Origin of the sequence: Bifidobacterium eulemuris (genome assembly GCF_014898155.1) — a bacterium.
In the GTDB taxonomy this organism is placed as follows: Bacteria; Actinomycetota; Actinomycetes; order Actinomycetales; family Bifidobacteriaceae; genus Bifidobacterium; species Bifidobacterium eulemuris.
Map to the genome: position 1 here is coordinate 639,858 of NZ_CP062938.1, position 13,362 is coordinate 653,219.

A 13,362-nucleotide genomic window follows, 5' to 3' on the forward strand; every position below is an offset into this window, starting at 1 on the left:
AACGGCTTGAAAATCCGGAAGAGGCCAAGGACGAGCTCTCATGCAGCCGATTACGGTGCACGCGTTGCAGGTCCGCGATGTCGTTACGCGATTCCCGCACTCACAATTCGACCGATTGTGATGCGCACATTGCGGGGGGGGGCGTTCTGTGGGACAATGGATGTGGGGTTTCATTCATCGTCGAATTCAACACCCGAGAAGGAGAAGAATCATGAACAACACACGTATACTTCGCGCCGTCGCATCAATGACGGCCGTTCTTCTGGCATGCACGGCCCTGACGGCGTGCAGCGAGACCGACACGTTGGGCCAGACGTGCGCCGGAGCGGATCGGAGCCAACAATATGATTGGCCATCGTATAACTCCATCGAGGCCATGTCCGAAGCGACCGAGGCGATGTATTACGCGCGCGTCGTGTCGTGCGCGGTGCCGGAATCGACGACGTACGACACCGACATCACCGTCGAGGTGTTGGGAAGTGCCGTCGGAGGAAGTGCCGACAGCGCCTCGCAGCCCGCCAGCGGACAATTCACCATCCACGGATACACCGCCGAAGGCGCGGGCGGTCCGGAGCTGACCATCGGCGACGAATACGTGTTCTTCGTCGCGCAGAACGACATGCAGATGACGCCGGCCCAAAGCGTGTTCCCCGTCGACGATGAGACCCGCGAACGCCCCGCATCGTCCGCGAACGCCGACGGATCGATGACGTTGGACGTGCCGTTGGCGCAGACCTTGGGCATCATCGAGGCCACGGACGGCACGTCTCCCGTCACCGATGAGGACGTGAAACGGTTGGAACGCGTGACGGCGCTGACGCAGGACGATACGAACGGCGAGCCGGTCGTCGCCTCCGCATGGTGGCGCGCGCCCGGCGTGGACGACGAGAACAATCCGACGCCGCCGCAAAGCACCGCCATCTCGGACTTGTCACCGTGGGATCCCGGCACCTACGTGCTTCAGGCCTACTGCTACGGCACCGGCTCGTACGATATGGAACTCACCCGCGACGAAAACGACACACAACACTATGCCGTTGCCTGTTCCGCCGATGAGGTCGCCGTCACGTCCGTCACCATCGAGGTAGCCGACGGCGATGAGGCCGCCTGGGTCCAATTCATCCCCGGAGAGATGACCAGCGCCGCCGCCGGCTTCCGTGTGGACAAGGCTTAACTACGGGGCGCGGGCTTCCAAGCGAGGTCGTCGAGGAGCTGGTCGGCCCAACGCACCACTTCGGCGGAGCTCATCGGGCCGGAGCCCAGCGAGCCCGCGAACGGGGCGTTGATGATCAGCGTCTGCGTGAGCGGACGGTATTGCACGGTTTTGTAGATGCGGGTGATGCGCATCTGCACCGATTCGGGCGGTGTGATCTTCGAGACGCGCACCTTGCCGCTCTGGCCGATGATCTCCGAGATGCCCAACGCACGCGCCTTGTTGCGCAACCGCGCCACATCGAACAGCGTTTCGAAGGCCTCGGGCGGTTTGCCGTAACGGTCGGTGAGCTCCTCGCGCAGCTCGTTCAGGTCCTTTTCGTCGCGCGCGGCGGCCAGCTTGCGGTACGCCTCGAGACGCAGCTTGTCGGAGTCGATGTAGTCCACCGGAATCGACGCCTCGATCGGCAGGTCGATGCTCACGGCGACCGGCTCTCCCCGCTCCGGCTCCTTGACCTGCTCGACCGCTTCGGAGACCATGCGCACATACAGGTCGAAGCCCACGCCTTCGATATGGCCGGACTGCTGGTCGCCGAGCAGGTTGCCGGTGCCGCGCAGTTCGAGGTCCTTCATGGCCACGTCGAAGCCGGAGCCGAGCGACGTGTTCTGCGCGATGGTGGACAGACGGTCGTGCGACTGCTGGGTCATCGGCTTGCTCGGATCATAGAGGAAGTACGCGTAGGCGCGTTCGCGGCCTCGGCCGACGCGGCCGCGCAGCTGGTGCAGCTGCGACAGGCCGAAACGGTCGGCGTGGTCGACGATCAGCGTGTTCGCGTTGGAGATGTCAAGACCGGTTTCCACAATCGTGGTGCACACCAACACGTCGATGTCTCGCCGCCAGAAGTCGCGGATGACGCCGTCGAGCTGCTTCTCCCCCATCTTGCCGTGCGCGGTGCCGATATGCGCCTCGGGCACGAGCTCCTGCAGCTTCGCGGCGGTCGACGAGATCGAGTCGACACGGTTGTGCACGTAGAACACCTGGCCGCCGCGCAGCAGCTCGCGCCGGATCGCGGCGGTGACCTGCGCATCCTCGTAGGCACCCACATAGGTGAGCACGGGCAGACGGTCCTCGGGCGGGGTCGCCAGGGTCGACATCTCGCGGATGCCGGTGACGGCCATCTCCAAAGTGCGCGGAATCGGCGTGGCGGAAAGCGAGAGCACGTCCACATTGGTGCGCAGCGCCTTCAGCGTCTCCTTGTGCTCCACGCCGAAACGCTGCTCCTCGTCGATGATGACGAGCCCGAGATCCTTGAATTTGATCTTCGGGTTGAGCAGCTTGTGCGTGCCGATGACCACGTCCACCGCGCCGGATTCCAGCCCTTCGATGGTTTCGTTGATCTCCTTGGATGTCTGGAAGCGGCTCATGGCCGCCACATTCACGGGGAAGCCCTCATAGCGTTCGGCGAAGGTCTCGAAATGCTGCTGCACGAGCAGGGTGGTCGGCACGAGCACCGCCACCTGCTTGCCGTCCTGCACGGCCTTGAAGGCGGCGCGCACGGCGATTTCGGTTTTGCCGAAGCCCACGTCGCCGCAGATGAGGCGGTCCATCGGGCGGGGCTTCTCCATATCGGATTTCACCTCGTCGATGGTGGTGAGCTGGTCGGCGGTCTCCTGATAGGGGAACGCATCCTCCAGCTCCTTCTGCCACGGGGTGTCCGCGCTGAAGGCGAAGCCGGGCGTGCGCTGGCGGGCCGAATACAGTTTGACCAGATCGTCGGCGATCTCCTTGACGTGTTTGCGCGCCTTGGCTTTGGTGGCCGCCCAGTCGGAGCCGCCGAGCTTGTTGAGCTTGGGGGCCTCCGCGCCGATGTATTTGCTCACCTGGTCCAGCTGGTCGGTGGGGATGAAGAGTTTGTCCGGCGGGGCGCCGCGCTTGCTGGACGCGTATTCGATGACGAGGTATTCGCGTGTGGTTTTGTTCGCGCCCGCGCCGATGGCGCGCTGGCGCATTTCGACGAAACGGCCGATTCCATGCTGTTCGTGCACCACATAATCGCCGGCTTTGAGCTCCATCAGGTCGATGGCCTTGCGCCGGCGCTTCGGCGTTTTGGCCTGCCCCGCGGCGGAGACGCGTCCGGTCAGGTCGCGCTCGGTGAGCAGGGCGATGCGCGCGGCTTCGTCCACGAAGCCGTCGATGGCGCGCGAGCGGATCGTCTCGAACCGGGTGATGCCGGTTTCGTTGATGGCGCGTTTGAGCCTGGCGAGGGTGCCTTGCGCGGCCGCGGTGACGATGACCTGATAGCCCGCGTCGAGCAGACCTTCGATGCCCACGGCGGCCCTGTGTTCGTCGCCGCGGAACTCCTCCGGCGCTTTCGCATCGATCCGCGCATGCCCTGCGAGCGTGCCGTCCACACCGAAATTGGTGAGTTTCCACACGTCGTGATTGGAGAAGTCGAGCGCGCGCACGCATTCCTCGAAGTCGAGGAAGTTCGCCTGGTCGAAGCTGATGGGCGCGCCAGCGCCATGACCGGAGGCGGCCACATGCCAGCTGGCGGCGAGGAATTCGTTGGCGGTTTTGCCCAGGTCTTCGGCGGCGCGGCGCAGCTTCTCCGGATCGGAAAGCATCACGAGCGCGTCCGCGGGCAGCATGCCGATCACGGGTTCCATATCGTCCACCAGCGCGGGCATCAGGGATTCCATGCCTTCGATGGGAATCGCGTTGGCGATGGATTCGAGCATGTCCTCGGCGTTGGGAATGCTGCCGATCAGCGACCGCGCGCGTTCGCGCACCGCTTCGGTGAGCTGCATCTCACGGCAGGGCGTGGCCCAGATACCGGTCAGTCCCTCGCCGTAGGTGCGCTGGTCGGAGGAGTGGAATTCCTTGATGGTGTCGATTTCGTCGCCGAAGAACTCGATGCGCACCGGATGCGCCGCCGTCGGGGGGAAGACGTCGAGGATGCCGCCGCGTACGGCGAATTCGCCACGGTCCATCACGAGTTCGACGCGCGTGTACGCGTTTTCGACCAGACGGTTCGCGGCCTCGTCGAGCGGCAGGTCATGCCCGACCGTGAACACGAGCGGCTCCACATCTCCCAGATGCGCGGTCACCGGTTGGATGAGCGAACGCACCGGCATCACGAGGATGCGAATGGGCCCGAACATGGGGTCGACGTCGCTTGGATGGGTGAGACGGCGGAACACGGCCATGCGGTTGGCCACCGTGTCGGAGCGGGGCGAGAGGCGTTCGTGCGGCAGCGTCTCCCACGCCTCCATCTGCGCGATGTCGTTCGGGTCGCCGTCGTACCAGGAGCGCAGCGCGTCCACCATCTCCTCGGCTTCGCGCCCTGAGGCGACGACGAGAACCACGGGACGCATCTGCGCGGCGGCCACGGCCAGGGCGGGACGCACGCCATCGACCGCGCCGACCGTGATCGCGGGATCGGCCGCGCCTTCGGCGGGTTCGATCTCGCCGGCGATCAGGTCGCGGAAGGCCGGATCGTCGGCAAGCCGAGCGAGGACGCCAACCAGCGAACCGTTGACTGGATCAACGGCCATTGTATTTCTCCTGGGTTTTGGCAAGTCCCTGGAAGATGATGTCTTCGGCGGCGTCCGCGCCGTCGGCGATGAATTCCGGCAATTGCTTGCGCTGGTCGGGGCCGAAGCCGCCGAGCACCCAGTTGATGGTGTTGTCGTGCGCGTTGCCGCCGCGGCGCGCGTGGCCCACGCCCATGCGCACGCGCGCGTACTTGGGCGTGCCGAGCGAACGGTCGATGGATTTGATGCCGTTGTGCCCGCCGGCGGAGCCGCCCGACTTGACTTTGATGCGGCCGAAGTCCAGATCCATATCGTCGTGGATGACGATGATATGGTCCGGCTCGATCTGGTAGTAGGCGGCGATCGACGAGACGGCGTTGCCGGAATCGTTCATGTAGGTCAGCGGCTTGGCGAGGAAGAATTTCACATTGCGGCCCGAAAGGTTCATCACGCTTTTGCCGAGCATGGCGAGCCCCTTGTGGTCGGCGAAATGTACGCTCCAACGTTCGGCCAGCAGGTCGGCCGTCATAAAGCCCATGTTGTGGCGGGTATCCTCATATTTCTTGCCGGGGTTGCCCAATCCCGCGATCAGCCAGAATTCCGATGCCATCGTTTCGTTCCTCCACTTGTTTTCTTGCCGGAAAGATTCTACCCGTCACCTCGGATTGGGCGACTCATCGGATCGGTAAGGCCGCGCTCACAGGTCGAGATACCAGTAGGCGATGTCGTGGGTGGAGCCGGGCAGGCGGACCGCTCCGGGCAATAGTCCGAAGCGGGTGAAGCCGAAGCGCTCCATCAGCGCGTTGGAGCCGGCGTTGTCGCCGAAGATCAGCGTGGCGGCCATGCGGTGCCCGCGTTCGCGCGCGGCGTCGAGCAGCCAGGAGACCATCCGCGTGCCCAGTCCTTGGCGCTGCCATTCGGTGCCGATGTAATAGCTCAGTTCCACGACGCCGTCGTAACCGGCGCGTTCGTGGAAGCGCGACAGCGAACCGAATCCGGCGATGCGTCCGGTCGCCTCGTCCTCGATCACCACCACAGGGTACAGGGCGCGCGGATTATGCGCCTCCACCCATGCGCGGCGCTGTTCCGGCGTGCGCGGCTCGATGTCGGCCGATGCCGAACGCGCGAGCACGGCCTCGTTGTAGATGTCGGTGATGGCCTGGATATCGGCGTCGGACGCGCGGTCCGCCTCGCGGATGACGTAGCTCATGGTTCCTCCCTTGCTGACATTGGACGAGTATAGCGAAGCGGAGCCGAAGAGATCCTTCGACTCCGCTTCGCTCCGCTCAGGATGACGGATTATTCGCCGAGTTCAAGCGCCTTGTTGATGGCCTCCTCGAGCTGTTTCTGGGCTTCGCCGTAGGCGCTCCAATCACCGTTCTTCATGGCGGCGTCGGCGTCCTTCATGGCTTGGGCGGCCTCCTCAAGCGCCTGCTGCAGCTCGGTGCCGCCACCGGTCGATCCGGTGTCGCCATCGGTGGTCGATCCATCCGTGGCGTCGTCGGTGGATCCTCCGGTGCCGTCGACGGTGCCATCGCCCCCGGTGTCGGTATCGACGCCGGAGTCGGACGACGTGCCGTCGGACGATGCGGAATCATCGGCCGCGTTCTCCGCATCGCCCGCGGAGGCACCGGAGTCGCCGCCGAACACCTGGTTCAACGCCTCGTCCAAGGTGTCCGCGAATCCGACCTGATCGCCGAAGGCGACCAGCGTCTTCTTGAGCAGCGGGAAGCTGGTCGCGCCCGACGACTTGACGTACACGGGCTGCACGTACACCAGTCCGCCGCCGAGCGGCAGGGTGAGCAGATTGCCGCGCACCACCTGCGTGGAGCCGGATTGCAGCAGGTTGAGCTCTTTGGAGACGTCGGCGTTCGCGTTGAAGTTGTTCTGCGCCTGACCCGGGCCGGGCACGTTGGAGTCCTTGGGCAGCTCCTGCAATCGCAGGGTGCCGTAGTTCTCCCCTATCACTCCGGCCTCGTCGCCCGCGTCGGAGTCGACCGAAAGGAATCCGGTGAGGATCTCACGCGTCGAGGTGCCGGCTGGGATATAGGTGGAGGTCAGCGAGAACACGGGTTCGGAGTTGCCTCCGGTCTGCAGGGTCAGATAGTACGGCGGCTGCAGAATGTCCTGCGCCTGCTGGTCCTCGGATTCGGTGGGGTCGACCGGCGTCTGCCAGAAGTCCTCGCCGGAGTAGTACTGGCTGGCGGAGGTCACATGGTACTTGGCGAGCAGTTCGCGCTGCACCTTGAACAGGCTTTCCGGATAGCGCAGATGGCTCATCAGATCGCCGGAGATCTCGGAAAGCGAGTGGTATTGGCCGGGGAAGATCTGCTGCCACGCCTTGATCACCGGATCGCTCTCATCCCACACGTACAGGTCCACGGAGCCGTCGTAGGCGTCGACTGTGGCCTTGACCGAGTTGCGGATGTAGTTGGCGTTCTGGCTGCCCAGTCCCTGCACCGTGTCGGAGGTGACGGTGGTGGAGTCCTCGGTGGCCTCGCCCAGATCGGTCATCTGCGAATACGGATAGGCGTCGGAGGTGGTGTAGCCGTCGACGATCCACTTGACGCGGCCGTCCACCACGGCCGGGTACACGCGGCCGTCAAGCGTCAGGTACGGGGCGACTTTGGCGACGCGCTCGCGAGGCGAGCGGTCGTAGAGGATCTGCGATTCGCTGGTCACACGGTCGGAGAAGAGGATCTGGTCGGAGCCGAAGCGGATCGCGTAGAGCACGCGTGAGAACAGGTTGCCCACCGAGGGGCCTCCGTCGCCGTCGAAGGTGGTCAACGCGCCCTCGGAGCCGGTCGGATAGTCGAACTCCCAGGATTCGGTGCCTTCCGGCGCGCCGACGATCGAGTATTCCGTGATGTTGGGCGAGAAGTAGATGCGCGGCTCGTACTGTTCGGATTCGGTGAGCGCGCCCTGGGTGGGGATGCCGTATTCGAAGAACTCCGGTTGGCCGTCCGCGGTCACCTTGTTGCCGTAGGCGGCCACGATGCCGTAGCCGTGCGTGTACACGGTGTGGTCGTTGACCCAGTTGCGGTTGTCGTTGCCCTCGAGGTTGAGCTCGCGGGCGGCGATCACCGTGTCCTGGCTCACGCCGTCGATCTCGTATTTGTCGACGGCGAGCGTGTCGGCGAAGGTGTAGTACTGCTTCGACTGCTGCAACTGTTTGAAGGTCGGCGAGACGACCTGCGGGTCGAGCAGGCGGATCTGCGCGGTGGACTCCGCCTCCTCGCTCAGGGCGCCGGACTCGCCTTCGGTGGTGGCCTCGTACTGTTCGACCGTGACGTCGTCGAGTCCGTAGGCGGCGCGTGTGGCGTCGATGTTGCGCTGGATGTAGGTGGATTCCATCTCCTGCGCGTTCGGGTTGACTTTGAAACGCTGCAGCACCGTCGGCCACACCACGGTGAGCACGAGTCCCACGACGAGGACGGCGGCGATGGCCACGACCGGCGTGCGCCAGGCCTTGAGCGCCGCGGCGGCGCGCACGCCCACCGGGGCGTTGCCTTCGAGCGCGTGCGAGCGCATCAGCCACACGCCGAGCACCACGCCGAGGATGGCGACCAGGGCGGCCATCACGAAGGTGACGGGGATGGTGGCGTTGACTGTGGTGTATTCGGCGCCGGTGATGCGGCTGCCCTGCGAGGTGAGGTGGCCGAACACGCCCAGCACCATCTGCGCGGCGAGCGCGAACATGTTGAGCATCAGCCAGATGGCGGTCTGTCGGCGGGCGCGCTTGGTGACGTTGAGAATGCCGCGGCCGTGGGTGGGCATGGTCAGGCGGATGCCGCCCATCATCACATGCGTCACGACGGAGAACACCAGTCCCACAAGCAGCAGCATGGACACGGCGGTCATCACGAGACGCAGGCCGGGCAGTATGAACACGTAGAAGCCGTTGTCGAGGCCGAACTGCGGGTCGGTGGTGCCGAAGCTCTGCGCGTTGAACATGAGCAGGATCTCGCTCCAGTTGGCGTTGAACTGCGCTCCGAACATCACACCGACCACGGCGGCGATCACGACGGCCACACGGCGGGCGGTTTTCGAGCTCACGCCTTTGCCGACTTCGATCACGTCGCCGTTCACGCGGATGGTCGAACCGTCGGCCGAATCCGGGCGGGCGCGGATGGCGAGGGCGGCGGAGACGAAGCCGGTCAGGGCCATCAGCGCCGCGTAGGCGATCCACAGGCCGACTTTGACGCCGAGCTGCGTCCAGACCACCGACTGGAAGCCGAGCTGGCCGTACCACATCAGATCGGTGATGAAGCGGGACAGCGCGAAGAACAGTCCGATGATCACCGCCAGCGCGAGCACCACACCGATGAGGATCTTGGTGCCGCGCGAGGAGCCGCCCCTGCTCGGCCGGTTGGCGATTCGCGGCGAGCGCGGGTCATGCGGGCCACGGGTTCCGCCCGTGCGGTTGGGCTCGTCGCCGTCGGTTTCGACGTTGAGGATGATCGGATCGTCACCCTGTCCGTTCGTTGAGGTGCGGCCGGTTCCGCGGCGTCGCGGGTCGTCGTCGGGGTCGAACATAAAACCAAAAGCATCAAAGAATGACATGGTTTCCAGCGTACAGTCAGGTAGGGAATGCCGATTCCGCCCTGAGCCGACCCGGTCGTCCACGACGATCTTCCCGTTCGGGGCATATCCGCGCGGTCTGCGGAACGCTCGATACGCTCATCGTGGAATAATCATGGCCATGTCTCGAAATTCCCAGCGTGGCGGCTCGCATATCGCGCTCGCCATTATCGCCGCGTTCGTCGCGCTCGCCTTGGTGGTCGCCGCCATCATCGTATGGCCGCGGGTGTCGATGCGGTTTCAGCAGCCGGATGACGGCGCGAATATCGCGCATAGCGATGCCGTCGTCACGCCCACGCATGAGCCGCTGTCGCGCGAGGCGTCCCCCGCTCCGGATCTCTCCTCCGAGGCCAAGGCCAGACGCGCCGTGGCCGCCATGAGCATGGACGAACGCGTGGGGCAGCTGGTGATGGCGCCGCTGTATGCGGGATCCGACCCGTCCGTTCTGTGGGATCTGATCGCGAACCAGCATGTCGGATCGGTGCTGATCATCGGCAACTGGAATGATGGGGTCTCCAGCGTGCGGTCGGCGACGGACGCGATGCAAAGCTACGCTCCGCAATCCAACCGCCTGCTGATGACCACCGATCAGGAGGGCGGTCTTGTCCAGCATCTGCGCGGGCCCGGGTTCGACGCCATGCCGTCGGCCGTCGAACAGGGCATGATGGATGTCGACCAGTTGCGTCGGTCCGCCGCGGTGTGGGGCGCGCAGCTCGCGCAGGCGGGTATCAACGTGGATCTGGCGCCGGTGCTGGGCACGGTGACGATCGACCGTATGGTGAACGAGCCGATCGGTATGCTCGACCGTGATTTCGGGTTGGACGCGGACGGCAACGCGTGGCACGGCATCGCCTTCATCCAAGGCATGCGTGACGCCGGCATCGCCACGTCGGTGAAGCATTACCCCGGTTTGGGGTCGGTGAACGGCAACACCGATTTCACCGCGGACGGCATTCTCGACGTCACCACCACTTTGGACGGTGCGGAGATCGGCGCGTTCGACACCGCCATCGAACAATCCGACCCGGGCATGGTGATGATGTCGCTGGCCACCTATCAGGCCATCGATCCGAATAATCCCGCAGTGTTCTCATCCACCCTGATCGACGGGCATCTGCGCGGCGACCTGGGCTATGAGGGCGTGGTCACCTCCGATTCGATGTCCGCCACGGCGCTCAGCGGCTTCTCCCCCGACGAGTTGGGCGTGCGGATGGTCGCCGCCGGCGGCGATCTGGCCTGCGTGGGCGCGCTGGATTACGTGCAGCCGATTCTCGACGGATTGAAACGGCGCGCGGCCTCCGACCCGGAATTCGCCGATAAGGTCACGCGTTCGGCGCAACGCGTGATGACGTTGAAATACGAGATGGGTTTGGCCGTCGAAAGCTGATTCGCCGGAATGGCCTGACGATTCGCGCCGGACAGTCGCGCCGAACGCATCAGACGCGGTGGTAGAGTCCGTGTTTGCCGATGTACTGCACCACGCCGTCGGGCACGAGATACCACACCGGTTCGTCGTGCTCGGCGCGCAGACGCACGTCGGTCGACGAGATCGCCAGCGCGGGGATCTCCAGGGTGTCGACTTTGCCTTCGGGCAGATGCACGCCGTCGGGCGTGGAGTAGCCGGGGCGGGTGACGGCGACGAAATGCGCCAGATCCCACATCTGTCCGGCGTCCTTCCACTGCATGATCTCGGCGACGGCGTCCGCGCCGGTGATGAAGAACAGTTCCGCGTCGGGATGCTGGGCGCGGATGTCGCGCAGCGTGTCGATGGTGTAGGTCACGCCTGGGCGGTCGATATCCACGCGGCTGACCGTGAACTTCGGATTGGAGGCCGTGGCGATCACGGTCATCAGATACCGGTCCTCGGCGTTGGTGACGTTTTTGTCGAGTTTGAACACCGGCCGGCCCGTCGGCACGAAGATCACCTCGTCGAGGTCGTACACCCAGGAGACTTCGGAGGCCGCGACCAAATGGCCGTTGTGGATCGGGTCGAAGGTGCCGCCCATAATGCCGATGCGCGGACGAGCGTGCCAGTTGCCGCGCGCGGAGCGACGTCCGATGCCGGGGGCGACCACCACGGCACCGTCCCCGTCCGCGGATAGGTCCGACATGCGGCGAGAGGATTCGGCCGGCGCGCTCACGGCCGCTCCTCCGTGGACTGCTCCCGGGCCTCCTGGCTGATCTCCTCGGCGGTGACCTCCCGTTGGTCCGGGTCGATCTTGTCCATGTCCTCATCCCATTCGTCCTGCACGACGCGGCGGATCTCCGCGAAGGTGGGCAGTGGGAAGCCGGGCTGGTAGAGGCGGCGCACCTCGGCCACGCGTTCGGTGACGCGGATCAGGGTGTCGGTCATGCCGTCGATGTCGCCTTTGCTTTCCATCGCCGAGAAACGACGGATGTACTCCTCCATCGCGGTCATCTGCTCGCGCACGGTGTCGAGCTGGTCGGCGCTGAGCTCCACCACCTCCGTGGAATCCGCCTCGGGCCAGCCGATCAGCACGGCGTCGGCGTATTCCAACGACGCGCGTTGCGCCGCGGAGGCGATGCCATCCTCGATCTGCACGAGGAACACGTACCGCACGATGCTGAGGCGTTCGGCGGCGATTCCCAATCCCAGTTTCTGATCGTCCACCGCGACCTGCATCGGCATGCCTTCCATGGTGACGCCATCCGTCATATCCCCGCTCATGCGCGCACCTGCCCCATGCCGTAGCCCACCCATTTCGTTGTGGTCATCTCCGTCAGTCCCATCGGTCCGCGGGCGTGCATCTTCTGCGTGGAGATGCCCAGTTCCGCGCCGAATCCGAACACGCCGCCGTCGGTGAACCGCGTGGAGGCGTTGACCATCACCACCGCCGAGTCGATGCGCTTGGTGAAGGCCTCGATGGCCGAATAGTCCTCGGCGATAATCGATTCAGTGTGTCCGGTGGAATGCGCGTTGATATGGTCGATGGCCTCGTCCAGCGAGTCGACCACCTTCACGCCCATCGTCAACGCCAGATATTCGGTGTCCCAGTCCTCCTCCGTTGCGGGAACCAGCGCCAGTCCTTCGATGCCGGCGGCTTCGATGATCGCATAGGCGCGTTCGTCCGCATGCAGTTCCACGCCTTTTTCGGCCAGAACGCGCGCGGCTTGGGGAAGGAATTCGGCTGCGACTTCGCTGTGCACCAGCAGTTTTTCGGCGGCGTTGCACACGCCCACGCGTTGGGTTTTCGCGTTGAGGATGATCGGCAGGGCTTTGGCCGCGTCTCCGGTGGCGTCCATGTAGATATGCACGTTGCCCGCGCCGGTTTCGATCACCGGCACTTTGGACTTGGAGACCACCGCCTGGATCAGGCCCTTGCCTCCGCGGGGCACCAACACGTCGATATAGCCACGCGATTCCATCATCGCGGCGGCGCCGTCGCGGCCGTATTCGTCGACGGACTGCACCAGGGCCGCGTCGAAGCCACGCTCGGTCAGCACCTCGCCGATAATCCGCAAGGTGGCGGCGTTCGTACGTTCGGCGGCGTGGCCTCCGCGCAGGATGGCCGCATTGCCGGATTTCAGGCACAGGCTGGCCACGTCGACGGTGACGTTCGGCCGGGCCTCGTAGATCATGCCAATCACGCCGATCGGCACGCGCGTCTGCTGCAGGCGGATGCCATTGGGCAGCGTGTAGCCGCGTTCGATCTGCCCGATCGGGTCGGGCAGGGTGGCCACATGGCGCACGCCCTCGGCCGCCGCTTTGACGCGAGGCGCGTCGAAGAGCAGACGGTCGAGCTTGCCCGCGTCCATACCGGCCTGGCGGGAGGCTTCCATATCCTGCGCGTTGGCGGATTCGATCTCGTCGGCACGCTCGACCAAAGCGTCGGCGATGGCGAGCAACAGTGCGTTCTTCGATTCGGCCGTGGCTTCGGCCAGTCGAGTCTGGGCCTCGGCCGCGGCGATGGCTTTCAAGTGAACGGCGTGCAACACTCCAAAATTCTCCATGTGCCTTAGCCTACCGCAATCCAAAGGATTCGCACCCCACGTTTTCCATGTATGACCCGAGATCCTCGCGCCTCAATCGGAATGACGGGCAACGAGACCGTACCGCATGACTTCCATGACCGA

Annotated in this window: 9 protein-coding genes; 2 read left to right on the forward strand and 7 right to left on the reverse strand. The window is 64.9% G+C overall.

Translation table 11 applies throughout. The annotated features are described in order from the left end of the window. The first annotated feature begins 376 nt into the window (after positions 1–376). On the forward strand, positions 377–1,174 hold the full coding sequence (locus BE0216_RS02895; RefSeq protein ID WP_143249259.1) for a hypothetical protein: 798 nt from the start codon (positions 377–379) through the stop codon (positions 1,172–1,174). Here BE0216_RS02895 and mfd read toward each other — a convergent pair. From mfd to BE0216_RS02915, 4 genes are all read right to left on the reverse strand, one after another. After that, positions 1,171–4,707 (reverse strand): transcription-repair coupling factor, encoded by a 3,537-nt coding sequence (mfd, locus tag BE0216_RS02900; RefSeq protein ID WP_094636043.1) that lies wholly within the window; start codon positions 4,705–4,707, stop codon positions 1,171–1,173. The genes BE0216_RS02895 and mfd overlap by 4 nt on opposite strands. After that, positions 4,697–5,296 (reverse strand): aminoacyl-tRNA hydrolase, encoded by a 600-nt coding sequence (pth, locus tag BE0216_RS02905; RefSeq protein WP_094636042.1) that lies wholly within the window; start codon positions 5,294–5,296, stop codon positions 4,697–4,699. The genes mfd and pth overlap by 11 nt, the downstream gene beginning before the upstream one ends. 87 nt (positions 5,297–5,383) lie before the next feature. Continuing rightward, positions 5,384–5,896 (reverse strand): GNAT family N-acetyltransferase, encoded by a 513-nt coding sequence (locus BE0216_RS02910; RefSeq protein WP_094636041.1) that lies wholly within the window; start codon positions 5,894–5,896, stop codon positions 5,384–5,386. An 89-nt stretch (positions 5,897–5,985) separates the two neighbouring features. Beyond that, positions 5,986–9,249 (reverse strand): UPF0182 family membrane protein, encoded by a 3,264-nt coding sequence (locus BE0216_RS02915; protein ID WP_094636040.1) that lies wholly within the window; start codon positions 9,247–9,249, stop codon positions 5,986–5,988. A 133-nt stretch (positions 9,250–9,382) separates the two neighbouring features. Between BE0216_RS02915 and BE0216_RS02920 the strand changes: the two genes are divergently transcribed. Further along, entirely contained in the window at positions 9,383–10,654 is a 1,272-nt protein-coding gene (locus tag BE0216_RS02920) for a glycoside hydrolase family 3 N-terminal domain-containing protein (protein WP_094636039.1), read from the forward strand. A gap of 49 nt (positions 10,655–10,703) precedes the next feature. Here the strand turns inward: BE0216_RS02920 and nadD are convergent, their stop codons facing one another. Genes nadD through BE0216_RS02935 form a run of 3 tightly spaced genes read right to left on the reverse strand, consistent with a single transcriptional unit; the run spans position 10,704 to position 13,239 of the window. Further along, complete coding sequence (gene nadD, locus BE0216_RS02925) at positions 10,704–11,378, reverse strand: nicotinate-nucleotide adenylyltransferase (protein WP_094636422.1); 675 nt, start codon at positions 11,376–11,378, stop codon at positions 10,704–10,706. A gap of 26 nt (positions 11,379–11,404) precedes the next feature. Then, entirely contained in the window at positions 11,405–11,944 is a 540-nt protein-coding gene (locus tag BE0216_RS02930) for a phosphoribosylglycinamide synthetase (RefSeq protein ID WP_404801820.1), read from the reverse strand. Between the two features lie 8 nt (positions 11,945–11,952). After that, the gene (locus BE0216_RS02935; protein WP_094636038.1) at positions 11,953–13,239 is read right to left on the reverse strand and encodes a glutamate-5-semialdehyde dehydrogenase; all 1,287 of its coding nucleotides are present in this window, start codon (positions 13,237–13,239) and stop codon (positions 11,953–11,955) included. Positions 13,240–13,362: the final 123 nt, after the last annotated feature.

Bases quoted from the DNA above. Each gene is read 5' to 3' on its own strand.
- BE0216_RS02895 (WP_143249259.1), top strand. From the start codon at position 377: ATGTCCGAAGCGACCGAGGCGATGTATTACGCGCGCGTCGTGTCGTGC.
- mfd (WP_094636043.1), bottom strand. From the start codon at position 4,707: ATGGCCGTTGATCCAGTCAACGGTTCGCTGGTTGGCGTCCTCGCTCGG.
- pth (WP_094636042.1), bottom strand. From the start codon at position 5,296: ATGGCATCGGAATTCTGGCTGATCGCGGGATTGGGCAACCCCGGCAAG.
- BE0216_RS02910 (WP_094636041.1), bottom strand. From the start codon at position 5,896: ATGAGCTACGTCATCCGCGAGGCGGACCGCGCGTCCGACGCCGATATC.
- BE0216_RS02915 (WP_094636040.1), bottom strand. From the start codon at position 9,249: ATGTCATTCTTTGATGCTTTTGGTTTTATGTTCGACCCCGACGACGAC.
- BE0216_RS02920 (WP_094636039.1), top strand. From the start codon at position 9,383: ATGGCCATGTCTCGAAATTCCCAGCGTGGCGGCTCGCATATCGCGCTC.
- nadD (WP_094636422.1), bottom strand. From the start codon at position 11,378: ATGTCGGACCTATCCGCGGACGGGGACGGTGCCGTGGTGGTCGCCCCC.
- BE0216_RS02930 (WP_404801820.1), bottom strand. From the start codon at position 11,944: ATGACGGATGGCGTCACCATGGAAGGCATGCCGATGCAGGTCGCGGTG.
- BE0216_RS02935 (WP_094636038.1), bottom strand. From the start codon at position 13,239: ATGGAGAATTTTGGAGTGTTGCACGCCGTTCACTTGAAAGCCATCGCC.